General features: G+C 59.3%; 17 protein-coding genes. 7 read left to right on the top strand and 10 right to left on the bottom strand.

Annotation, left to right across the window (positions count from 1 at the left end):
* Positions 1 to 157: 157 nt before the first annotated feature.
* Positions 158 to 1348 (bottom strand): MFS transporter, encoded by a 1191-nt coding sequence (locus FTO74_RS13310; RefSeq protein WP_255462259.1) that lies wholly within the window; start codon positions 1346 to 1348, stop codon positions 158 to 160.
* Positions 1349 to 1396: 48 nt separating this feature from the next.
* Between FTO74_RS13310 and FTO74_RS13305 the strand changes: the two genes are divergently transcribed.
* The 5 genes from FTO74_RS13305 (at position 1397) to FTO74_RS13285 (ending at position 8253) form a co-directional block, all read left to right on the top strand.
* Positions 1397 to 2296, top strand: a complete 900-nt coding sequence (locus FTO74_RS13305) for an SCO family protein (RefSeq protein WP_162538580.1) — start codon at positions 1397 to 1399, stop codon at positions 2294 to 2296.
* Positions 2293 to 3588, top strand: a complete 1296-nt coding sequence (locus tag FTO74_RS13300) for a DUF2252 domain-containing protein (RefSeq protein WP_162538579.1) — start codon at positions 2293 to 2295, stop codon at positions 3586 to 3588. The genes FTO74_RS13305 and FTO74_RS13300 overlap by 4 nt, the downstream gene beginning before the upstream one ends.
* Positions 3585 to 4163, top strand: a complete 579-nt coding sequence (locus FTO74_RS13295; RefSeq protein WP_162538578.1) for a GNAT family N-acetyltransferase — start codon at positions 3585 to 3587, stop codon at positions 4161 to 4163. Before FTO74_RS13300 ends, FTO74_RS13295 begins: the two co-directional genes overlap by 4 nt.
* Before the next feature lie 18 nt (positions 4164 to 4181).
* A complete protein-coding gene (locus FTO74_RS13290) occupies positions 4182 to 4559 on the top strand; it encodes a hypothetical protein (RefSeq protein ID WP_162538577.1) in 378 nt (125 codons plus the stop codon).
* 142 nt (positions 4560 to 4701) lie between these two features.
* On the top strand, positions 4702 to 8253 hold the full coding sequence (locus tag FTO74_RS13285) for a TonB-dependent receptor (protein WP_174242226.1): 3552 nt from the start codon (positions 4702 to 4704) through the stop codon (positions 8251 to 8253).
* 96 nt (positions 8254 to 8349) lie between these two features.
* Here FTO74_RS13285 and FTO74_RS13280 read toward each other — a convergent pair whose 3' ends face one another.
* From FTO74_RS13280 to FTO74_RS13250, 7 genes are all read right to left on the bottom strand, one after another.
* The gene (locus FTO74_RS13280; RefSeq protein WP_162538576.1) at positions 8350 to 9300 is read right to left on the bottom strand and encodes an NAD-dependent epimerase/dehydratase family protein; all 951 of its coding nucleotides are present in this window, start codon (positions 9298 to 9300) and stop codon (positions 8350 to 8352) included.
* 42 nt (positions 9301 to 9342) lie between these two features.
* Positions 9343 to 9729 (bottom strand): cupin domain-containing protein, encoded by a 387-nt coding sequence (locus FTO74_RS13275; protein ID WP_162538575.1) that lies wholly within the window; start codon positions 9727 to 9729, stop codon positions 9343 to 9345.
* Positions 9730 to 9759: 30 nt separating this feature from the next.
* Positions 9760 to 11895 (bottom strand): transketolase C-terminal domain-containing protein, encoded by a 2136-nt coding sequence (locus tag FTO74_RS13270; protein WP_162538574.1) that lies wholly within the window; start codon positions 11893 to 11895, stop codon positions 9760 to 9762.
* Between the two features lie 236 nt (positions 11896 to 12131).
* Complete coding sequence (locus FTO74_RS13265; protein ID WP_162538573.1) at positions 12132 to 13607, bottom strand: CoA-acylating methylmalonate-semialdehyde dehydrogenase; 1476 nt, start codon at positions 13605 to 13607, stop codon at positions 12132 to 12134.
* Positions 13608 to 13654: 47 nt separating this feature from the next.
* Positions 13655 to 14683, bottom strand: coding sequence for an SMP-30/gluconolactonase/LRE family protein (locus FTO74_RS13260; RefSeq protein ID WP_162538572.1), 1029 nt, complete (start codon positions 14681 to 14683; stop codon positions 13655 to 13657).
* A gap of 214 nt (positions 14684 to 14897) precedes the next feature.
* Positions 14898 to 15689 (bottom strand): IclR family transcriptional regulator, encoded by a 792-nt coding sequence (locus FTO74_RS13255; RefSeq protein ID WP_255462258.1) that lies wholly within the window; start codon positions 15687 to 15689, stop codon positions 14898 to 14900.
* Positions 15690 to 15700: 11 nt separating this feature from the next.
* Positions 15701 to 16621, bottom strand: coding sequence for a sugar phosphate isomerase/epimerase family protein (locus tag FTO74_RS13250; RefSeq protein ID WP_220399020.1), 921 nt, complete (start codon positions 16619 to 16621; stop codon positions 15701 to 15703).
* Positions 16622 to 17027: 406 nt separating this feature from the next.
* On the opposite strand from FTO74_RS13250, the gene FTO74_RS13245 reads away from it, so the two are divergent.
* Positions 17028 to 17804 carry an SDR family oxidoreductase gene (locus FTO74_RS13245; RefSeq protein ID WP_162538570.1) on the top strand — a complete coding sequence of 259 codons (777 nt, stop codon included), beginning with the start codon at positions 17028 to 17030 and terminating at the stop codon, positions 17802 to 17804.
* 19 nt (positions 17805 to 17823) lie between these two features.
* Positions 17824 to 18576 carry an SDR family NAD(P)-dependent oxidoreductase gene (locus FTO74_RS13240; protein WP_162538569.1) on the top strand — a complete coding sequence of 251 codons (753 nt, stop codon included), beginning with the start codon at positions 17824 to 17826 and terminating at the stop codon, positions 18574 to 18576.
* Between the two features lie 80 nt (positions 18577 to 18656).
* Here FTO74_RS13240 and FTO74_RS13235 read toward each other — a convergent pair whose 3' ends face one another.
* Positions 18657 to 20918, bottom strand: coding sequence for a PQQ-binding-like beta-propeller repeat protein (locus FTO74_RS13235; protein WP_162538568.1), 2262 nt, complete (start codon positions 20916 to 20918; stop codon positions 18657 to 18659).
* 400 nt (positions 20919 to 21318) lie between these two features.
* On the bottom strand, positions 21319 to 23643 hold the full coding sequence (locus FTO74_RS13230; protein ID WP_162538567.1) for a tetratricopeptide repeat protein: 2325 nt from the start codon (positions 23641 to 23643) through the stop codon (positions 21319 to 21321).
* Positions 23644 to 23741: the final 98 nt, after the last annotated feature.

Genomic DNA, 23741 nt, shown 5'->3' with positions numbered 1-23741 from the left:
CTTGCTTATAAACCAAAAGACGATTGTAGGTTTATGAGTTGTATGTCGTTTGAAATCAATCTCTCATCGCCGGAAAAAGGTCTCTGGTATTTACGCGAAGCGTCCAGAACTGCACGAAGTGCCGCCCGCCCGGCGTTAGGGCGCTTTTGCTGTTGCCTTAAGGAGTGAAAGCATCCAGCTTCGGTGGGAAGAGGATCATCACCAGCAGAACCAGCGCGGCGGCCACGGGGATGCCGAGCGCGAGCTGCAACGAGCCGGTCCGGGTGGAGAGGACGCCCATCAGCCACGGAAGAGATGCCGCGCCCAGTCCCGAGACCGCGATGACCGCTCCAGCCTGACGTGCGCGGGGGTGGTAGCCCAGAAGGATCGAGAACGAGACGGGGAAGACCGCGGCCAGGCTGAGGCCGAGCAGGACCGCGAAGGCGGCGATGGAGGCGGCGGTGTGGGCCGTGGCCAGCGCGGCGGAGAGGATTGCCGAGAGCCCCAGAGCGACGCGGATGAGGGTGGTCTCGGCGACGCGGTGCAGAAGCGCGGAGGCTATGGCACGGCCCACGGTGAGGCCGAGCAGCAGCAGGACCAGCGTGTACTCGCTGAGCGCCAGCGACGAGGTGCCGTAGCGCAGGGCGAAGGTGGTGAGCCAGCCGCTGAGGCAGGTCTCAAGTCCGCCGTAGACGAAGAGGATGCCGAGAAAGTAGAGGAAGACGTGCGGGCGGAGTCCGGGGATGGTGTCGGCCTCGGCGCGGGCGGGCGGCTCGGGTTCGGCTCCCCGCATCTGGAAGACGAGGGCGATGATCGAAATGAGGAAGAAGCCAGCCAGCGTCAGAAGCAGATTGCGCAGGGCGAAGTGCGGCGTCAGCCACGCGGCCAGCAGCGGCGAGAGCATCGCGCCGAAGCTCCAGGAGAGGTTGAGCCGGGTGACGGAGACGCCGCGGTTGGCGGTGAAGCGGCGTCCCGCGATGATGTGGATGGCGGTGAGGGTGCGGCCCACGCCGAAGCCTCCGATGACGAGGCCCGTGCAGGCCACGGCCAGCCCCGGAGCCAGGGCGAAGATCGCCAGGCCCAGCGTGGAAGCGGCGACTCCGACGGCGACGCTGCGGCGCAGCCGTCCCGAGGTGCTGATGCCTCCACAGAACGAGCCGCAGAACTGCGCCATCAGCAGCAGGCCCGCCTGCGCGTCGGCCAGATGCCACTGGCGGCTGAGCATAGGCAGAATCGGCCCGAGCAGGAAGGTGCCGAGGCCGGTGAGGATGAAGGTGGCGTACATCCATAGAAGCGTCGGGACTGGAAGAGTCGGGACAGGGACCGTCGGTACAGTGCGGTGATCGCTCATCCTCTGCGTCGGTGGCATGAAACTATTATGATCGCCACTGGGGTGGTGTGTGCGATGGGAGTTTCCATGAAGCGGTTTACGGCTGTTCTGGGTTTGAGTCTCGTGCTGTCGGTTGCGGGCTGCCGCAAGAGCGCGCCTGCTCCAACGGTGGCGGCGGGCCAGCCCGCGAAGACCTTCACGCTGCGCGGCCGGATCGTCTCGACCAACGCCGCTCACGGCGAGGTGACGGTGGCTCATCAGGCTATCCCCGGCTTTATGGGAGCGATGACGATGCCCTACAAGCTGGTGCAGCCGGAGATCCTCTCGGAGTTGCACCCCGGCGACACCATCACGGCGCAGTTGCTGGTGGATAAGGACTCGGACGGCTATCTCAACCCTCGGCTGGACCACGTCGTCATCGTCGGCCAGACGCGCCCCGACTACAAGCCGCAGTCGCAGTATCATGTCCCGGAGCCGGGCGAGTCGGTGCCGGACTTCAAGCTGCTGAACCAGAGTGGCAAGACGATCCACCTGGGCGGCTTCAAGGGCAAGGCGGTGCTGCTCACCTTCATCTACACGCGCTGCCCGCTGGCCGACTACTGCCCGCGCATGAGCACGAACTTCGCGCAGATCGACAAGGCGCTGGCGGCCGAGCCGAAGCTCTACGGCAGCACGCATCTGCTCAGCATCAGCTTCGACCCCGCGTACGATACGCCCGCCGTGCTGCGTAGCTACGGCGGCGCGCACACGGGACAGTTTACGAACGAGACCTTCAAGCACTGGGACTTCGCGGCTCCTTCGGCGGCAGACCTCACAGATGTTGAGCACTACTTTGACGTCGGCGTGACGCCGGGCGACGACCGCACGCTGAACCACTCGATGGCGACCGCCCTGATCGGCAAGGATGGCAAGGTAGTCGCGTTCTACCCGAGCAACGACTGGCAGGTTGAGGACGTGTTGGCGAAGCTGAAGGAGGCCGCACTGTGAGCGAGAGGCTAACCTACACCGAGCGTCTGGAGGCCGGGCAGCGGCAGCGCAAGCACATGCGCCGGGCCGATCACGCGGGCTGGAATGCGAGCGCGCGAGATGAGGAGCCGAAGACGCTGTTGAAGCGAAGCGATAAGGGCCGTATCCCCAAGCTGGTGAAGCTGAAGTACGAGCGCATGGCGGCCTCGGCGTTTGCATACTTTCGCGGCGCGGCCACGGTGATGGCGTACGACCTCTCGCTGGGGCCGAACTCGGGCATCCTGAACCAGATCTGCGGCGACGCGCACGTCAGCAACCTGGGCGCATACGAAGGGGCGGACGGGCGGCTGGTCTTCGACATCAACGACTTCGACGAGTCGATGGTGGGGCCGTTCGAATGGGATGTGAAGCGCATGGCCACCAGTATCTTGCTGGCGGGGCGCGAGGCCGGAGTGAAAGAGGCGCGCTGCCGCGAGGCCGTGGAGATGATGCTGGCGAGTTATCGCGAGGGCATCATCGGGCTGACGAAGATGACGGTGCTGAGCGCGGAGCGGCACCAGGTTAAGCGGCTCGGCGATCTGCCCTCCATTGAGCAGGTGCTGGAGATCGCTGAGCGATCCACGCCGCTACACTCGCTCGACACGCTGACTGAGGAGACGAAGGGCGGGGAGCGCATCTTCAGGACGAAGCCGCCAACTCTGGAGCGGCTGACGGGCCTCGTTGCCCAGCAGGTCAGGGACTCGCTGACTACCTACCGCGACTCGTTGCTGCCGGAGCGGCGTCGTCTGCTGGACCGGTATCGAGTGCTGGATGTTGCGTTCAAGGTGGTGGGAACAGGCTCTGTCGGGTTGCGCGATTATGTGGTGTACCTCGAAGGCAATGGCGAGGACGACCCACTCTTTCTGCAAGTGAAGGAGGAGGTTGCGTCGGCTTACGCCCCGTATCTGGGCGGCGCATCACCTGCTCATCAGGGCCAGCGCGTGGCCGAGGCGGAGAGGGCGATGCAGTTTCAGTCGGACCCATTTCTGGGCTGGACCACGCTCGATGGGCGCGACTATCTGGTGCGTCAGTTGAACGATCACAAGGCCGCCATCGACATTACGACGCTCAAGTCGGCGACCCTTCCCGAATATGCGGGGCTCTGCGGCGAACTGCTCGCACGCGGACATGCACGGGCGGGGGACTGCGCGATGATCGCGGGCTATTTGGGCAACTCGGAGCGCTTCGACGAGGCGATCCTGCGCTTTGCCGTGGCCTATGCGAATCAGAGCGAGCGTGACTGGAAGAAACTGGTGGCGGAGCTGAAGCATTGAGTGAGCCGCGCTTCAGCGTGCGGCTGGCAGAGCCGGAGGATGCACCGGCGCTGCGTGCGTTGATCGCAGACTCCGTGCGCCGTCTGCAGCTTGGGGATTACACGCAGGCGCAGATCGACGGCGCGCTGGGCACGGCGCTGGGGCTGGACACGCAGCTGATCGACGACCGCCACTACTTCGTAGCTGAGACCGCCGACGGCACTCTGGTAGCCAGCGGCGGATGGAGCGACCGGCGCACGCTCTTCGGCAGCGACGGCGCTGCGGTGAGAGAAGACGACCGCATCGACCCCGCTGTAGATGCGGCAAAGATCCGAGCGATCTTCGTGCATCCGGACTGGGCGCGGCAGGGGCTGGGCAGCCTTGTGCTGGCGACGGTCGAGAACGCCGCACACGCCGCCGGGTTTCGACGCTTTGAGATGGGATCGACGCTGACGGGCGTGGCCTTGTACACACTCAAGGGATACCAGCCAGGAGAGTTGATCGAGGTGCCGCTGCCGAACGGCGAGCGGCTGCCGATCCTGAAGATGACTAAGAATGCCGAAGAGATGACCAGGGATGCCGAAGAGGTATCCTGAGGGAAAGGGAGTTCTATTATGGCGAAGATAACGGTTGTCTTTGGAGTGCTGCTGCTGATCCTGGGTGCGGGCGCGTTCGTAAGCCTGGGGCACCATCCGCATACGCTGATTCCGGCCGCGTTCGGCCTGCTGCTGGTGGTCTTCGGCGCGCTGGCGCAGACGCCCAACGCGAAGCGCCGCATGTTGTTCATGCACATCGCGGTAACGGTCGGTCTGTTGGGCTTTCTGGGAACGATTCCGGGGATCATCGGCATCATTCAGATGGCAGCGGGACATGAGGTGGCACGGCCCGATGCGGCGAAGGTGCAGGCCATCATGGGTACGCTTTGTCTGGTCTTCGTGGCACTTTGCGTGCGCTCGTTTATCGCGGTGCGGCGGGGACGGACGGCTGCATAAGTAAGTCAAAGTAAGAAATAAAAAGTAAGAAGTAACTCCGAACCCATAAGGAATACATAAGTAGCTCACTTATGCGTGCCTTATGGGTTTCACGTTTCACTGAGTGTGGCCGGCAGATAGCCGGTTTCACGAGGTGATGCAAATGAAATACATTCGAGGCCTTTCTCAGTCTGGTGCAAATTTTGTTGCTGGACTTCTGACAAGTTATGAAGGGAATAAGGCCGCAATAAGTAACAAAAAAGAGAGCAATCTCATGCACATCCCCTGTGCGGGATCGCTTCTACTCTTCACCCTTGTTCTTATTCTGAGTTCTGTAGCTCCAGCCTTCGCGCAGTCGACCTTCGGAAGCATAAGAGGTACCGTTCAGGACAACACCAGTGCGGCAATCTCCAATAGCCATGTTGTGCTTCACAGCACGGACGAGAATACAGAGCGTCCTGCAAATGCTGATGCCTCGGGCGGTTTTATATTCGAAAACGTTAAGGCAGGCCACTACAGACTGCTTGCTCACCATGATGGCTTCGCCGACACGACCCTGACCGGCATTGCAGTCGAGGCTCGCCAGGATCTCCGCCTGACGGTCACGCTGTCGGTAGCGGCCCAGACTACGACCGTCGAAGTTACCTCCGCAGCCGACCAGATCAACACCGAGAACGGAACGCTCAGCGACTCAAAGGATAACCTGCAGATGACGCAGCTTCCTCTGAATAACCGTGCTACGACGACCAGCCCACTCGGCGCTCTTGGCCTCTCCCCCAACGTTCAGACAGATAGCTCGGGTAATATTGCGCTCGGTGGAGCCAGTTCGTCGATGGTCAACTTTTCCGTCGATGGTATCTCGACCGCAAACGTAAGACAGAACGGTGCGCTGCAGGATGCCTACCCGTCGCAGGAGGGAATCGCCGCAGTCAAAGTAACATCGTTCAACAACAGCGCCGAGTTCTCGCAGATTGGTGATGTCACCTTTACCACCAAGAACGGAACGAACAATATTCATGGAAGCGTCTTTGAATATCTGCAAAATCAGGCGCTGGATGCTATCCCATTCGGGTTTAGCAGTAAGTCACCAAAAAAGTTTAATACCTTTGGATTTTCACTCAGCGGCCCGATTATGATTCCCCGCTTGTATGACGGACACAATAAGACGTTCTTCTTTGTCGACTACGAGGGAAACAGGCGAACAACCGCGGTAGCCCAGCAGTTTGAAGTTCCTACGCTAGCCGAGCGGAACGGCGATCTCAGTGGATTCAATCAGCCTGGCCAGCCTGCTCTGGCGCCAATTCTTGCCGGCAATATCAGTGCGACAGCAAAGGCTCTCCTAACTTACATTCCCCTGCCGAACGTAGGAGGGCAGTCTGGATTCAACTACGAGAACTTTCAATCGACTCCAGCCCGAACCGACGGCGCCGATATTCGCCTGGATCAAGCCATATCCTCCAAGCAGTCCGCGTACGCCCGCTTCAGCCGTAAGAATATTACTTCCGACTTGGCAAATCCATTCTTGCCGAACGACGTCGATTCCATCCATAATCGGAGCTTCCTGTTTTCCCATACCTACGCGATTACGCCAAAGCTGCTGAACGAGTTTCGCTTCGGATTTACGAACGTCACAACAAACGTGAACTTCCCAATCCAGGGATCGGACGCGTTGACCCAGCTCGATCTGACTGGCGTAAATATCAGTCAGCATCAGACGACGCACGCATTCCCAACCTTTAACTTCAGCTCCGGCACCGGACTTACGCCGATTGGCAGGGATAAGGCGGGTGTTACTCAGTCCCATACCATGCAGTTCAGCGATAACGTTACATACACTCTTGGCAAGCACACGCTAAAGGCCGGAATTGATATTCGTCGGCTTCGCTACTTCGACCTGGAGAGCTTTGCCCCGTCATACGCCTCGGATGACTTCGGTAGCTTCACTTTCCAGCCAACCTTCACCGGAAATGCCTTCGGCGATTTTCTGGAAGGCGCGCCAACTACTCTGAACTTCGCAGTATCCAGCCCAGACGTAGGTGGAACAGCCACTCAGTACAGCCTGTTTGTGCAGGACGAGTATCAGCTTAACAGCCGACTTACTCTGAGCTACGGCATGCGCTGGCAGGTACTTCCCGGATTTCAGGAAGATGGCGGTAACCTGGCTAACTTTGATCAGAGGAATAATTCAATCGTAGTTCCGGATAATCTTGCGGCATATCTCACAAGCCAAAATATTACTGCTTCAAATGTTGGTTTTCAGCAGTCGTTCAATGCATGTAATTTGAACTTCAATGGGCTTCCATGTACGAAATATGTGACGGCCAGCCAGGATGGATTGCCGCAGAGCCTGCGCAATACTTATAAGGGGAACTTCCAGCCACGTATCTCCATAGCCTACCGGCCCTTCAATGACACCAAGACAGTTATCCGTGCGGGCTTCGGTATCTATACAATGACCAACCTTGGCCCCCTGTCGTTCAATAACAGTGGTAATCCAACCTCAGCCCTTCACACTTACTCGAATGTCAATACGGCGGGGCCAAATACTCCCCAGATCCGGTTTCCCAATACTGCGCCTCCCAGCGTATCTGCGCAAATTGGGGGAGGCGGTTTGGATCAAGGTGTAGACCCGAACTACCGTGATCCTCAATCGAACCAGTGGAACGTGACAGTGGAGCGTGAGATTTCGAACAATACGTCCATTCGTGCGAGCTATGTAGGGATGCATACCTATAGGCTGAGCATTACGGAAGACCTGAACCAGATTCCGGCTAGCAGCACTACCTATACGCCGACCGTGGCAGCGCCATGGGCAGATGCTCGGACTCCTTACTTAAACTGGGCACAAATCTTCAGCACGTTCAACGCAGGTGAGGCAAACTATCGCGCTTTTGAGTTGGAGGCCTCGCACAGAATGCAGCGCGGGCTCTACTTCAATGCGAACTATACCTTCGCTAACAATCAGGCGGATAACCAGGGAGATGCACCGAGTTCATTTGCAGGCGAGGTGAACTACGGTGGTCCGATTGCTAACCGCTTCAACATTAAGCAAGATCTTGGCAATGTGGAAGGTACACGCCGTCACCGTATGCTGCTGACTGGGGTATATCAGCTTCCTGTGGGCAGAGGCCGTAAGTTCATGAACGTTGGCGGTGTGAAGGACGCCATCCTCGGTGGCTGGGATCTTACAACTGTAACTCTGCTTGAAACAGGCCCATGGTTGACGCCGAGCATCAGCGCGGGCGGATGTCAGGTCACCACAAACGCTGATGGTTCCTGCCCCGTAGGGGCGACTGGGCAAGCGCAGACCAATGATCAATCCAATACAAACGTTGCGAACCGCAGCGCAGTTTTGCGCCCCGACGTTGTCGCGAATAACTTGTATGGGGGACAATCGAGAGCGCAGTTCTTCAATATCACGGCCTTTGCGCCGACACCAGTTGGAGCCGGTCGTTTCGGCAATGCTGGGGTTGGTATCTTGCAGGGCCCTGGAACGGCGACGGTCAGTCTTGGCGTGGCAAAATCATTTCATATTACCGAAAAGGTTCATGCTCGCTTTGAATCGACCTTTACTAATGTACTGAACCACATAAACTTCGCTCCGCCGGCAACGGTAGTAGATAGTCCTTCTACCTTCGGTGCATTGATCGGCGCGCAAACGGCAGAGAATGCGGGAAATCGCACCGGACAGGCTGCTCTCCGGATTGATTTCTAACTCGTAAAGACAAGAAATAAAATGGCCTGGAGTTCAGTGGTTGAACTCCGGGCCATTTTGTTTTGGATAAATTGTATGGCAATTTATATTCCGCGTTTATTTTACTGTTCCAGCTTGTCGTAACCAGGCAACAGATTCCTGCACCGCCTCAAGCGAGCTATATCGCGGTGCGTATCCCAGCCGTTCGCAGGCCTTTGCGATGCTACAGTTTGGCGAGTGCGCGATGTGATCCCATGTTGAGCGGGCGTCTTTTTCTGTCACTGTTTCGCGCCATTCATCGAAAGGCATGAAGCGGATTCTTGCTGGTTGACCGAAATAGTTGAACGTTCTTTCGGCGTAGCCGCGCAAGGTCAGTGCTGCTGCGGAGACTACGTGAAAGCTCTCGCCAATAGCTGCCGAGCGACATTCAATAGCTCGTACAAAGGCTTGTGCCACGTCTTCGACGTGAACGTGGTGCACAGTCTCCATTCCGATGTTCGGCAAGGTGATTTCATTGCCGTGCAGGATGGATGAAAATACGTCAGGGTTGAAGTTGCCTTGTGGGTTGATTGGATTCCAACCCGCACCTACGAGGTGCCCCGGATGCAGCACGGTCACGGGCAGGCCATCGTTGGCAGCGGCATCCAGTAGTGATCGTTCGATCGCGGCTTTACGTTTGCCATAGTCGCCAAAGGGTTCGCGCACCGCAGTTTCCGTCGTAGGAACCTCGACACTATGCCCGTGGACCCAGATGGTGCCGCAGTGCAGCAGGTGATCAATACGGCCGCGTAGAGCTTCAACCAGTTGGGCTGAACTCTCGGGCGTGTAGCAGGTCAGATCGACGACAGCCTCTGCACTCAGTGCAGCGATGTGCTCCCCGAACCTTCCGGCCTCTTCCTCGGCAGAACGATCCAGTACTACATGCTTGACCTGTTGCCATGCCGGGCCATCTGTGTAGGGCTGTTTCAATCCTCGGCTGACGCAAGTTACATCATGCCCGGACTTCACCAACATGGGAGTCAGAGAGCTGCCAATATGTCCAGTACCACCGATGACTACGACGCGCATAATTTCGAGTATGCCATGGAACCACTTGTTCCCGGTTTGTTGTTACTCTGGAAATTCAATGTCTTCAAAAAACCTGTAGTTCGCCAGGTTCGTCGCCGGGGCAAAGAAACACGCTACTTTCATTACTTCGTTGCCGGTGTTCTGGAGCATGTGGATCTTGCCCTGTGGAAATAGGATGGCGCAGCCTTGTTTGACCGAGCCGATCTCGCCTTCGATCCACACCCTTCCGCTGCCCGAAAGCAGATAGATGACCTCCTCGCCGTTGGGGTGAGAGTGCGCGGGCTTGACCGTTTGGCCGGGCTGCACCTCGATGACGCACATGCTGCAGTGCTGTGCATTCGTAGTCTCGGCAGTGACAACCCAGCGCAACATCCTACCAGGCAGGTCAAGAGCCTCGATGCTGGTTTCGTCCACAATCGGTAGCGCCATAATCGAATTCCTCCTTCAATTTCAAAGGTGCTATCGCTTGCTGGCGGCGACAGCGTCCATGATTGTTTTGGCAATATGCACTGGAGCAAGTTTGAAAGCCTCGACTAACTCCTCATAAGTGGCGGAGTGAATGAACTGCGGCTTCCCCTCAGCCGTCAAGGTATTAACGGTCAACACACGCTCGAGTGAGCCAGATACCGTTGCTCGATTACGATAGAGCACCTTCAAAAAGTTCTGCCAGATGTATCCATTATTCTGTTCCGCGAAGAGCAGAATTTTTCCAGAGTGATAGAGCTTGAGCAGTAACTCGTCGTCGATAGATGGCATGTCGACGACGGTTACTCCAACTCCGGCTGTCGCGGATAATTTAGCAGCCTCAAGCGCCTCGTGTACTCCACGTCCGCTGCTGATGAGGGCCACTGTGTCGTTCTCGCCCTCAAGTAGCACCTGCCCCTTGCCGAACTCGAACTCGTACTGCTGCCCATAGAGCACGGCCGACCCGGTACGCATTACCCGCACGTAGACCAGCCCGCGATTGCCCGCCATGATCCACGTCATGATGGAGAGCATCTGCTGCGGACACGACACGTCGATGATCTGCAATTGACCCACGGCATCGAAGGTAGTGATATCGTCGTTGCCCATATGGGTCGCGCCGTTGGTGCGGGTCTCGAAGTTCGCTGCCGTGGCTAGAAAAGTAAGATCGAGACCGTGGCCCTCACTTAGCCAGCCATCCGGTGCGGCAATGGCCTCGAGCCGCTCCTGCTGTCCGACCGCGATGCGACGCAAAACCTGCCAGTTAAAGAAGGGGCAGAAGGTGCTCGTCCAGGTATTACAACCCAGCGCGGCAAAGGCCTCGCCGATCAGCATCATGTTTGCCTCGGCCACACCCACGTTTAACGCGCGATGCTGGTCCACGGCAGCCACGCCTGCCTCCAGCCCACTTGTCGATGCCAGGTCGGAGTCGATGGAGGCCACGCGGCTATCCCGGGCGAAGACCTTCATAGCTCCAGTCACGATCTCCGCGGCACTGTACTGTTTTTTCGGATCGAGTTTCGGCAAAGCTGTGGCATCGTAGCGAATCTGCTTGTCGCGCACGGGAACGCGCTTCGTCAGCACCGGACCTACTACTGGAGGAAGGGCTGCAATGCGCTCTACATCGAGGTGCATGGAACGCGCCGCCTCACGCAGCATCGTTGCCCGTAGCTCACCATCGGCGCTGCCTTCAAGTTCAGACAGATGCTCAAGAAACTCCGCAACCCGTGCGCTGCGGCGTTCTTCCTGCAAGGCAAGCTCCTGCACGATTAGCGACTCAGACGTGGTCACCTTGTGCTTATTCATGAAGTCCGAGAACGCGCCGTAGCCCTTGGTTGTGTTGCATACGATCGCCGTTGGTTTTCCATTGCGAGGGCCGAAGCGGAACTGCTCGAGGGCCGTCAACACGCCGTCGTACTGGGTCGCGTCTACGCTGTGCGCCTCCCAGCCGTAGGAGCGGAATACTTTGTCCAGTTCGGGCATGGGGAAGAGCGTTCGGTTATGCACATCGAGCTGCCCGTTGTTGCGGTCCACCAGTACGCAGAGGTTGTCGAGGTGGCTCTGACCGGCGTACATCACTGTCTCCCAGCAGGAGCCTTCCTGTAGCTCGCCGTCTCCCACCATCACATAAGAGTCGAAGCGCGGAGAGGTCCGTCCGGCGATGGCAAATCCCTGCGCTACACCGATGCCCTGTCCCATAGGGCCCGTCGCAATGTGCACCCCGGGAAGCACAGGCCCCGGGTGGCCGTTCAACAGGCTCTCGTGCGAGCGGGAGTGGCGCAGCAGCTTCTGGTCGAAGTAACCCAGCTCCGCATAGATGGAGGCCATCGCCGCTACGGCATGGCCTTTGCTGAGCGTGAAGATATCTTGCCCGCGACGCGTCGGGTCTTCTATATCGAGCTTGAGGAATCCACCATAAAAGAGCGCCACCAGCGGGATCGTCGCAGAGAACGCGCCACCCGAGTGCAGCCCGTTATCGACCGCATCGCGGCTCTGTCCCAGCGTGAGGATGCGGATATCCGAATCCTTGATCGCAAGCAGTTTAAGGATACCCGCGCGCAGAAGAGGGTACTGCTGCAGGAAGGCTGCGGGGGCAGCGCTCGAGCTAAGTGTGGAGCTCATCTTCGTCATCCGTCGGGTCCTTGAAGCAGATATTTGAAGGTTGATTCTGTTGCGCATTACGCATTTTGTGTTGCGTATACAGCGACGAAGTATATGCCTCGTGCGTCGCCATCGTCAACGGTACTTTGTACGGTTCTCGGAGAACTCCTCCCGCTGGTCAGAAACAAACATCGCTCGTTTCCGACCAACGGGAGGACCCATACACTCCACTGACCCATGCATCCCCGAGAACGGCACGGAGTGCCCTAGAACTGGCGTGACCACTCCTTCGGCCAGCGCTCGATCACGACCTTCTTGTCCGTGTAGAACTCGATGGCGTCCTTCCCCTGGCCGTGCAGTACACCCATAAAGCTGTCGCGCCAGCCGCTGAAGGGGAAGTAGGCCATCGGTGCGGCGACACCGATGTTTATGCCGATGTTGCCCGTCGGCACCTCGTAGCGGAACTTTCGCGCGGCCGCGCCACTGCTGGTAAAGATCGCAGCCGAGTTGCCGAATTTGCTCTTCGAAAGCGTCTCGATCGCATCATCCAGCGTGTGGGTTTCGTTGACCGTGAGCACCGGTCCGAAGATCTCGGTCGTCGTCAGCGGATTGGACTCGTCGATCCCGCTCAGCACTGTAGGCGTAATGAAGTTGCCGTTATTGCCCAGGCCTTCGCGTCCGTCGAGCAGCACTTTGCCGCCCGCGTCCACGCCCTTCTCGATCAGGTGCAGGATCCGCGACTTACTCTCAGCCGTAATCACCGGCCCCATGGTCGTTTCCTTCTCAAGCCCGTTGCCGGTCTTGATATTCGACGCGATCTTCAGCAGCGCCTCGTTGAACTTCTTCGCCGAGTCCGCAACGGTCACGGCGACGGAGATCGCGAGGCAGCGCTGTCCCGCGCAGCCGAAGGCGCTGTCGCTGATGATCTTCGCGGTCATATCCATATCGGCGTCCGGCATCACGACGACGTAGTTCTTGGCTCCGCCCTGGCACTGCACCCGCTTGCCGTGGGCCGAGCCTTCGGAGTAGATGTACTTCGCCACCGGCGTCGAGCCGACGAAGCTGATCGCCCGCACATCCGGGTGATGCAGCAGCGTATCCACAGCAGGCTTAGCTCCCACGACGAGGTTGGCCACGCCCTTGGGCAACCCGGTCTGTTGCAGCAGCTCGAAGATCAGCTTCGCCGTCAAAGGCACGCGCTCCGACGGCTTCAGGATGAAGGTGTTGCCCGTCGCAATCGCATAGGGCATAAACCACAGCGGAATCATCGCCGGAAAGTTGAAGGGAGTAATTGCAGCAGTCACGCCGAGCGGCTGCCGAATCATCATCTCGTCGATGCCGCGTGCCACGTCTTCGAGGTTGTACCCCTGCATCAGTGTTGGGATACCGCACGAGACCTCGACGTTCTCGATGCCGCGTGCCAGCTCCGCACGCGACTCGGCGAAGGTCTTGCCGTTCTCTTTGGTGGTGATGGCAGCGATCTCATCGGCGTGCTTTAGCAGCAGCTCGCGAAAGGCGAACATATACTGGATGCGATCCTGCGGCGGCGTGGTGCGCCAGCCGGGGAAGGCTGCCGAAGCTGCGGCCACGGCTGCGTTTGTGTCGGCCTCTTCGGCCAGAGCGATCTGAGCGATGCTCTCCTGCGTCGCAGGATTGATGATGTCAATGACGTTCGACGAGCTTCCCGCCAGCCACTCGCCGTTGATGTAGTTCGCCTGTAGCGTTGCTGTTCCCGTTGCCATTTCAATCCTCCGGTAAAGAAAATCTTTTGTACAGATGAGTTTGGGTGCTACGAACGAGGATCGTTCCAGTGCACCATGGGCAGCCCGGCCACTGGGGCCTTGAAGTAGGGAATCCGCTGCCCCTTGAGTGAACCGATGTATAGGGTCTGCAAGTCCGGTCCACCGAAGGTGACGCTCGCCATCCACGGTGCAACGCCGCGGCCGGTCGCGAATAAAACATCCTCAGTCACCGCACCGGCGAAAAACTGCTTCTCCAGCGCCTCGACCTTAGCCGGGTCGCCCTCATCGAGAAACACACGCAGATCGCCCTGCGGCGTAATGGCCCAAAGCTTATCCGAGTACACGCATGTACCCCACAGGTTGCCCGCGCTGTCGAATGCGATGCCATCGGGCCAAGCGCCCTTGCCCAGGCTCGAAGGCCCAAAGATCTCGCGCTCGCCCAGCGTGCCGTCCTCATTCACGCGCATACGGCTGATGCAGCCTCCGGTCGTCTCCGCGACGTACATGTACTCCTCCTTCGCGTCCATACGAATCTCGTTCGTAAAGTGGAAGCCCGAGGCTACGATGTGAAACTTGCCGTCGATGTACCGAGCAATGTAGCCGTCGTCGAGATCGGGCTTCAGCGCGTGCATCCAGTTCTTGATGCGCGTCGAGATCGTAATCCAGATGCGGTCCTTCGAGTCGCGCAGCACGAAGTTCACCTTGCCGATGGCCTCTCCGTCGATGCTGTCGGCCAGCACCTTGGACTCGCCGCTCCGCGTCATGATCTCCAGCCGGTCGGTGCCAAAGTTGGAGATGAGGATATCACCGTTGCGCGCAAACGCGAGTCCATTCGGCAGCGTGCCCGTCAGGTAGCGCGAAGCCTCGCTCGCGGCAGCCTCAAAGTAGCCGGAGATCTTCTGCGTCACAATCTCCTGCGTGCCATTCGGTTCGAGCCGCACCACTCCCCCGCGCGAATCCGCACTCCACAACGTGCCGTCTTTCTCAGCCAGAATGCACTCCGGACGTTGTAGTCCGCTGCCAACATAGTTCAGGGTAGAAGGGTCGATTCCAAAGTCGAGAATGGGATTGCTCATAGCCGGCGACGTGCCTCCTTGCGCCATTGCGGTTGGGAATGAAAGAGAAACTATGCAACAGTCATTGTGTCCTGCGCAATGACGTTTGCAAGAGTACCACAGCCGCAAGACGATGCACGAGTGCGAAATCCGCCGCCTCATTCCGTTGTTGCAACAAAGAAAAAGCGCTACCCCAAAGGGAAGCGCCTCTCGTTTACGGCAGTATGAAACGCGGCTACTCCTTTGGCTCCGCCATGCTCAGTTGCAGCCCGATCTCCCGCGCAGCCATGCTGATCTTCTTCGCATACTTGGCATAGTGCTCCTTGGGAAACCGAGCCTCGGGCGCGGAGATTCCAATCGAGCCGACGATAGAGCCATCCTCCAGCCGGATCGGCGCAGCGACGCAGCGCATCCCCGGGTTGTACTCGGCTTCGTCGGTAGCATAGCCGCGCGCATGAATCTCCTTGCACTCGACGGTCAGTGCCTTCACAGTGCTGATGGTGCTGGGCGTATGCTTCGTCAGCGGGCCGATGCCAAACTGCGACTTCAGCTCCTTCTCATCGGCATCGGCCAGCAGCGCCTTGCCGTGAGCGGTGCAGTAGAGCGGCACTAGCTCGCCCGTCTGCCCCGCGACCGAGATCACATGGTTGGCATTAGCGGAGTCGATGAACAGGGCGTTCTTCCCCTCGCGCACCGCCAGGTGGGCCGTCTCGTTCAGCTCATTGGCAATCAGCTTCAACTGCTCATGCGCCACTCGGACCAGCATGTTGCTCCAGTCGTACTGGTGCGAGAGCGTCCACATGGCCGGGCCAAGGATATAGTCCTTGCGCCCGGCCGGACAGGCCAGAAAGCCGCGTCGCCGCAGCGTCTGGGCCAGGCGAAAGGCGCTGCTGCGGTCGATCTGCAGCAGATCGGCCAGCTCGCCCAGCGAGATGGGCTGCTTCGAACGGGCCACGGATTGCAAAATCACCAAGCCCCGATCGAGGCTCTGAATAAAGGGTACTGCGGTTGGTTTTTTTATGGGCATAGACCTGCTGCTCAGGCCCTCAGCTTGACGCCGATCTTCTTCAGGTAAGCCTGACTCTCACCCGCAAGTTCGGATGGAGGGATCGGCGAAAGGCTATTGGGATCATTGTCGAGTTCTACCATCACCATACCACTAATCTTTCGGCCGGCCATCAGGTCCAGAATCGCGGGGACGTTTACCTTTCCGCGACCCAGGGGGCAATAGTACACCAGGTGCGGGTCCTTGCCGTCATAATCCTTCAGGTGCATGTGCTGCACCAGCGGCAGGTAGTCCTTGACCACCTGCACCGCGTCCGCCCCGCCCTTGGTAAGCTGGCCCACGTCCGGCCCAAACTTCAGCGTCGTGTGGTCGATGGCGTCGAGCGTGGCGTAGGTCTCATCGCGCGTCTCCACGCACGTCCCCGTGTGCTGGTGCAGCACTGGCGTCAGCCCCTGATCGACGATCCTCTTCGATGCTTCGTTCAGCGTGGCAACAATATTGGCCTTGTGCTCCGCAAAGTTGTAGCTATCGCGTGGCACAGGATTCGGCCCCAGCACGAAGATCCGCCCGCCCGTGGCCTTGATGAGCTTGGCCCATCTCACGGCCTTGTCCATCGTCTCCTGGCGGCGCGTGGAGTCGACAAGGTTCAGGGTGCAGTAGCCGGAGATTAGCGGAATGTGATTCGCCTTGAGCACCGGCGTCAGCCCACCCTTGCTCTCCCAGTCCACCAGTACGTCGCCGAAGGTCTCAAAGCCATAAAACCCCAGCTTGCCGCAGGTCCCAATGGCGTCGGCTACCTGCGCGTTCGGCCACGTAATCCCGGTATAGCCAATGGGAATATTCCAGGTCTTAGCCAGAAGGCTCGCGGGCATGGCGGCCGCCGTGGCGGCGCCGAGAAGGGTGCGGGTTACAAAAGTGCGGCGAGTCGTGGATCGGGTAAGGGACATCGTCATCGGGGTATTCACTCCATCCTCATTCTCAGGCCATTCGAGCCGATCTGGTGTCGCAAATAAATTGCGCTCTGCGCATTTATACTTGCGCAAGACGCAACCACTGTGCTCCTCTCATCCTGGCAGTGTCAAGCAAATCCTCACGTACAGGCTGCAAAAAATGCAGTCGTTCACCCTCCGTTGCAATAGCTGGTTACCGCAAAAGTAATCTTCGAGGATCGTACTTTCTTGCTGCTTGACGATCCCGCACCCCAACGGTAAGATTTGCGTTGCTTGCACTATACGCAATTTGAATATCGTGTTTCGCAAGAAGAGGCGTGGCCGGTACACCGTCGTTCGCACCGGTTGTGGGGCAAAATAACAGGCTGTTTCTGCACTATTTGAAGCTTAGCGATACGAAAGGGCTTGCATGGATTACTCGAGCTTCCAGTTGAAGGACAAGATCGCCATCGTCACCGGAGCCTCCCAGGGCATTGGGCGCGCCATCGCGCTGGGACTGGCGCAGGCGGGCGCGCACCTCGTGCTCGCCAAGCACCCCGGCGGCAATATGGCAGAGGTTGAGGCAGTCAAAGCCGAGATCGAGTCCCTCGGCGTCCGGGCCATCATCGTCCTGACTGATGTGGCTGTGGTGGCCGACGTTGAGGCTCTCATGGCCCGTACTGTCGCCGAGTTCGGCCGCATCGACATCCTCGTCAACAACGCCGGTTGGACCGGCACCAACGACGCCCTCGACGTAACCGAGGAGGAGTTCGACAAGACCGTATCGTCCTCCTTGAAGAGCGTCTTCTTCGCCTCGCAGGCCGCGGCCCGCGTCATGATTCCTCAGGGTGGAGGCCGCATCATCCAGATCGGCTCCAACTTCGGCGTCATCGCCTTCAAGAAGCGGGCGGTCTACGCCGCGGTCAAGGCCGCCGTTCACCATCTCGCCAAGGCGCTCTCGCTCGAGTGGGCCCACGACAACGTGCTGGTCAACGTCGTCGCCCCCTGCATCACCGAGACCGAATCGCGCAAGAACATCCTCGAGCGGCCCGGATACAAGGAGTGGGCGACCCAGCAGATGATTCCTCGCGGACGCTGGAACCAGCCGGAAGATCTTGTCGGAGCGGTGCTGTTTCTTGCCAGCCCCTTTTCCGACATGGTGGTGGGACATACCTTGATGGTCGATGGCGGTTGGACGATCCACTAGCAGACAGGAGAAAGACAATATGAAGTTGACAGGCAAGATCGCCCTGGTGACGGGTGCGGGGCAGGGTATTGGAAGAGGGATCGCCGAGGTCTTCGCGGAGAACGGCGCGGACGTGGTCATCAACGACCTGCACGTTGGGGAGCGCACCGAGCAGGTAGCCGAGGCCGTTCGCAAGCAGGGCCGCAGGGCTCTCGTCGTCCAGGGAGACGTCTCCCTGCGCGCCGATGTCGACCGCATCTTCGCAGAGGCCCAGCAGCTCGGCCCGGTCGACATCCTCGTCAACAACGCGGGCATCGAGACCATCGTGCCCTTCCTCGAACTGACCGACCAGCAGTGGGAGGATGTCACCAACGTCAACCTCAAGAGCGGCTGGATGTGCTCGCAGGCCTTCGCCAAGCGCGCCGTAGCTGAGGGCCGCAAGGGAGCCATCGTCAACCTCGGCTCCATCCAGGCCGCGCGTGTTCTGCCCGGCCGCACCCACTACGCCCCCAGCAAGCTCGCCGTCGAAGCCATGACCCGCAACATCTCCGCCGAACTGGGGCCGCACGGCATCCGCGTCAACTGCATCCACCCCGGCCTGATCGATACGCCGATGATTCGCTGGGTGCTCGAAAGCCCGGAGATTCTGCCGCAGGTCGTCGCGCAGATCTCGCTGGGCAGGCCCGGCCAGCCGCGCGATATCGGCAACGCAGCGGCCTTCCTCGCGTCCGACGAGGCCAGCTATGTCACCGGCCAGTCCCTGTACGTAGATGGCGGTTGGGTGGGCAAATAAGCACAGCTTTTTCGCAAGGCAAAACAAGAACCGCCGGTGGAGTCATCCACCGGCGGTTCTTGTTTGCGTTGTAAACAGATTTACTTGCCGGACCTCTCAGGCAGCGCGAAGACATAGTATCCCTGCTTCGTGTTGTCGTAGGGGGTTGCGGCAGCCGGTGTTGCCTTGCCGTCCGGTTGCCGTACCGTCTCCAGCCGCGGCCGCGCGCTGATCGCGATGTACTCGCGCCCAGCGACCTCGTAGACAGCGGGAATCCCCTCCGGCCCCGCGGGCAGATGCAGCGACCACACCTGCTTGCCGGTGTCTTTGTCGTAGAAGTGCAGCGTGTTGTCCGAGATCGTGGGCGCGATGATAAGCCCACCCGCCGTCACCACAGGCCCGCCACGCGGCCAGTAGCTGCCCGTATTGCGGATGCCCTTGGCAACCAGCTCCTCCACTTCGCCCAGCGGGATCTGCCACTTGATCGTGCCCTTGTTCATGTCATACGCGGTCAGGCTCGACCACGGCGGCCCGATGGCCGGAAGACCCTCGCTGGAGTTCATGTAACCATATCCGGTCCAATATCGCTGTCCGCCCGGCCCCAGCTTCACCTGGGCTTTGGGGGCCGGAGCCATCATGCGAGCCATGATGTCGCCGGGAATCGCGCCCAGCTCCGGAGCCTTCAGATAAGCGATCAGGTTCTTGACGTCATCGCTATCGAGGTCCGGAAAGGCAGGCATCGGCGGCAAACCATTCTGCACCGCAGTCGCCACCCGTTCCGCGCCGGCGCGCTGAATGATATTGACGAGTGAGGGAATCGCAGGCGGCTGTCCCGCACGCGACTCCGTATGGCACGACTGGCAGTTCTGAATATAGACCAGGTGCCCCTGCGACTCCGCTGGCCCCGTCATCTGCCTGCGCGGCGGCTTCGTCTCCAGCTTCAGCAGCGAGGGCGCATCCTTCGACGCCACATAAAACGTCGCGGTCGCGGGATCAATCGCAGCCGTGCCCCAGTTGGCTCCGCCGTTATTGCCGGGCGTCTCCATCGTCGTGCCCAGCGTGGGCGGCGTGTAGATACCCTCGTTCCGCGCTGCCAGCACCGCGGCCTTGATCTTCTCGCGCTCAGCCGGATTGGAGATATACGGATCGACATCCTCCGCGCTGAACTTCTGCCTCGCAAACGGCGGCAGCGACGGAATCGGCTGCGTCGGCCACGACTTCTCCCCCGGCATATCCGACTGCGGTACAGGCCTCTCCTCAATCGGAAAGACCGGCTTACCCGTCGCGCGATCGAAGACATACACAAATCCGTTCTTCCCAGCCTGTGCCACCACGTCCACCATCTTGCCGTTGTGCTTGATGGTCATCAGCTTCGGCGCGGTCATCAGATCGTAGTCCCACAGATCGTGATGCGTCGTCTGGAAGTGCCACAGGTACTTGCCTGTGCGCGCATCGAGCGCCAGCAGGCAGTCGGAGAACAGATTCGCTCCCAACCTGTCCGCGCCATAAAAGTCATACGTAGGAGCACCGATAGGGAAGTAGGCGATGCCGGTCTTCTCGTCGATCGTGATCTCGCCCCACGTATTGGTGCCGCCCACGTACTTCCACGCATCCTTCGGCCACGTCTCATAGCCCATCTCGCCCGGATGCGGCACTGTATGGAAGCTCCAGGCCACCTTGCCGGTCAGGATATCGAAGGCGCGCAGATCGCCCGGAGGCGACTCATACTCCTCGCCGGTAGCCGAGCCAAGAATCAGCAAGTTTTCGAAGACCCTGCCCGGCGTAGCCGTCTGAATCTGCCGTATGCTGCTCGGAACGCGCCCCAGTCCCTCACGCAGATCGACCGCCCCATGATTACCGAAGCTATCAATCGAATTCCCAGTCTTCGCATCGATCTCATGAAGCATGTTGTCGGCCGAAAACAGAATCCGCCGATCCGACCGATCCTTACTCTCCCAATAGCTCACGCCCCGGTTCGAGACATTGCGCGGCTTGTGATTATCGTGAACCCAGATCTCCTTGCCGGTCGCTGCATCCACCGCCGCAATGTCGTTGTCCTTGCCGATGACATACATCACGTTGTCGATAATGATCGGGTTCGAGCCATAGCGAAAGCCATTGTTGCCCGCCGGATAAAACCACACCTGCTGCAACTGAGCGACGTTGCTCTTATTGATCTGCCGCAGGTCGGAGTACTGCGCCGAGTCCGGCCCGCCCTGATACGCCCGCCACGTCGTATGCGGCGCGCGCTCTTTCCCCTCGGCTGCATGTGCCGTCTGCGCGGAGTGGTGCAGGCAGACTTCCGTAAAAGACCCGGCGAGAGCAAGCGATACAGCAGATATCTGCCACAAGGGTATTCGCATTGGTTGGTCTAACTCCTGTTAAATCGTCTTCCGTTTGTTACAAGATCTTGAGGCGGTAGTCAGGGTGTTTTATGCCGCGGTCATCGGCGTCTAACCACGGCGGGATACATGCAACGGAGTGCTCATGCAAGGCCTTTTTCGTTTATTGCGCGATACGCAATTCGTATTGCGCATGATCTAAAGAGAACGACATACTAGCAACCCCAAAACACGTAAGTCAACGTCCATCTTCAGCCACAAATCCGGGTACCCATGTCTCGCTTTTAAGGCATGGGTTTCAACATCGCCGCCGATCCGCTCCTTACGTCCCGTCCTTCAGGGAACGGTTTCAGCCGCGTCACAAATTCGCCATCCATGAACACGGCTTTAGTCGCTGCGGAACTCTTTTCTGCAAAGTGGCTCATCGTTCAATCTGTCGCAATGCCTCTGCCGCCGCATGGCTTACATTTTCATCACTACTCACTGCTGCCTGTTCCAGATGAGTTTTGGCCTCCGCAGCACGATGCTCCCGCAGCAACGCCAACCCCAGCCCAAGCTGCGCATCCCCCTGGTCAGGCTTTATCTGCAACACCCTCTCATACTCTTCCGCTGCCTCCGGCACATGACCCTGGGCCGCCAGCAGATCGGCCAGATCGCTGTGCATCTCCGCCGACCCCGGCTCGAGCCGCACCGCTGCCCTAAGCTCGGTGGTGGCCCGAGGAATCGAGTTAGTCAGAATGCTGAGCAGGCCAAGCCCATGATGCGCCTCCGCGTAGTTCGGGTTGACCGCAAGAGCTTTGTCCAGATGAAACTCCGCCTCGGCGAAGCTATGGTTACTGGTCAACAACGAGCCGAGATTATTCTGTGCCTCCGCAAGATCAGGCTCCCAACGAATCGCCTCACGGAAGGACTGCTCGGCCAACGCCGCATCTCCGCGCCGCAACGCCACAAGCCCCAGCAGGTTGTGCGCCTCCGAGCGCTCCGGATTGACGGCCAGCGCACGGTTCAACGCCTCCTGTGCCTCGGCCAGCCTCTCCTTGCGCAGATAGGCGTTCCCCAGATCGGTCAGCAGTAGATCGTCTTTGGGATACAACGCCACGCCCTTTTGCAATACGTCCAGCGCCCGCGCATCCTGCCCCGTGGCATATAGCGCCGGAACTATCTCCCGCATGGCCTGCCGATCACCGGGCCGATGCGCGAGCGCAGCATCGAACCACCTCACCGCATCCGAGTTTCTGCCTCTGCGCGCATAGGCTCGCGCCAATTCCAGATAAGGTTCAGGCATTGTCGGCGACTGCCGATCCACCACACTCTGCAACTGCTTCAGCCCCTGCACCCCATCGCCATCGTCCACGCGAGCGACGGCCAGATACAACTCATCCTTAGCCGTATCAGAACCTTTGGCCGGATAGTAAAGATCCACAAGATTCTTATCCGGCGGCAGCGTACTCTCAGCCAGCGGCGCAAGCAGATCGCCTGCAGGCCGATACCTCTGAATATAGTGATCGGTCATGACAACATGCACCGAGCCCGCCGCCCGCCGCTTCGGCATATGACATGAAAGACAATTCTGGCTCGCAGGCAGCGCCACGGTGTGCTTTACCGCGGCATGACAGCTCAGACAGACCGCGGTGTACTTGCGCACGGCTTCCTCGCCACGGGGAATATCATGCGGGTTATGGCATGTAATGCACGTCATCGAGCTCTTCAGATAGCAAGCTGATTCCCGCAGCCGATAAGCCGCATGAGCAATCTCAAAGTCCTCGTGCTTATTATCCTTGGGAGCTTCAAAGTACATCTTGTAGTCCCCCAGGCTTTGGCCCGGACGGAAAGAGAATACGTCACGGCTATAGTTACGTATCTCCGGCGGAGTATGCAGCGCGCTCGTGCCCAGGTGACACTCCATGCACACCTCCATTTGACGGTCACGCGGCAACTTTCGCGGATTCACAATCGCAGCTCGAATCTCCTCGATTGACGCCTTGCCCGAGGTCACAGCAGCTACATGAGCCCGTCCGGGCCCATGACACCGCTGGCAGTCGATCCCCTCCGGCAGTCGAGCAGGGAAGACCCCTTCCTTCACATCGTCGTTCGCCGTCGGCGAGTCCATCGCAGGATAGCCGTTGTGGCAGAACATGCACTCCGCCGTGATCGTGCCGCGCATATCGGTCTGGCTCGCACGATCGAACCCCGGACTCATCGCCCAGTATCCCGAGCGCTCCGTGTACCAGCTCACCGGCAGCTCGACCAGCTTGCCCTCCTGCGTGCGGTGCAGATAGGTGCGCGCATGATTCCCCGATCCGATTACATAATCCACTTGCTGCTCAACGACGTTCGCTTCCTTGCCATCGAAGCCCGCAGTACTGCGCCTCTGGAAGAACCTTCCATCGCGCTCGACCATCGCGTAGTGCATCCCCGATAGCTTATGGTCGAGGGTGTGCGTCCCCGTGTAATCCTCGATCACATTCTTATCAGTCGGCTGATAAAACGACCGCCCCATACCGGTCTTCTTATAAGTAGCCGCGATCTGCGAGTGGCACGTAGCACACACAGCGGGGTCTACATAGTCCGACTGCGCCCGCACTACAGGCACCCTCTCCCGATGCCGATGCCCCACCACCCATCCCAGGCATAGCAGCGCGCCAACCCCGAACAGCACCGCGACCCCGCGCCGCCAAAGCCGTCCTGAAGCAGGCACAGGGGCTTCGATCTTCACCGGAGCAGTACTCTTCGATCTCTTCTTCATCGGCTTCATGGGAATCAGTAGTAAGAAGCTTACGGCACGCAGACAATCATTGTCATGAAGGACAGAAAAGAGGGGTAGCCATTGGGCTACCCCTCTTT

The organism is Granulicella sp. WH15, from assembly GCF_009914315.1.
Lineage (GTDB): Bacteria > Acidobacteriota > Terriglobia > Terriglobales > Acidobacteriaceae > Edaphobacter.
Note: the sequence above shows the minus strand (reverse complement) of the source record. Positions and strands in the feature narration are given on the sequence as shown.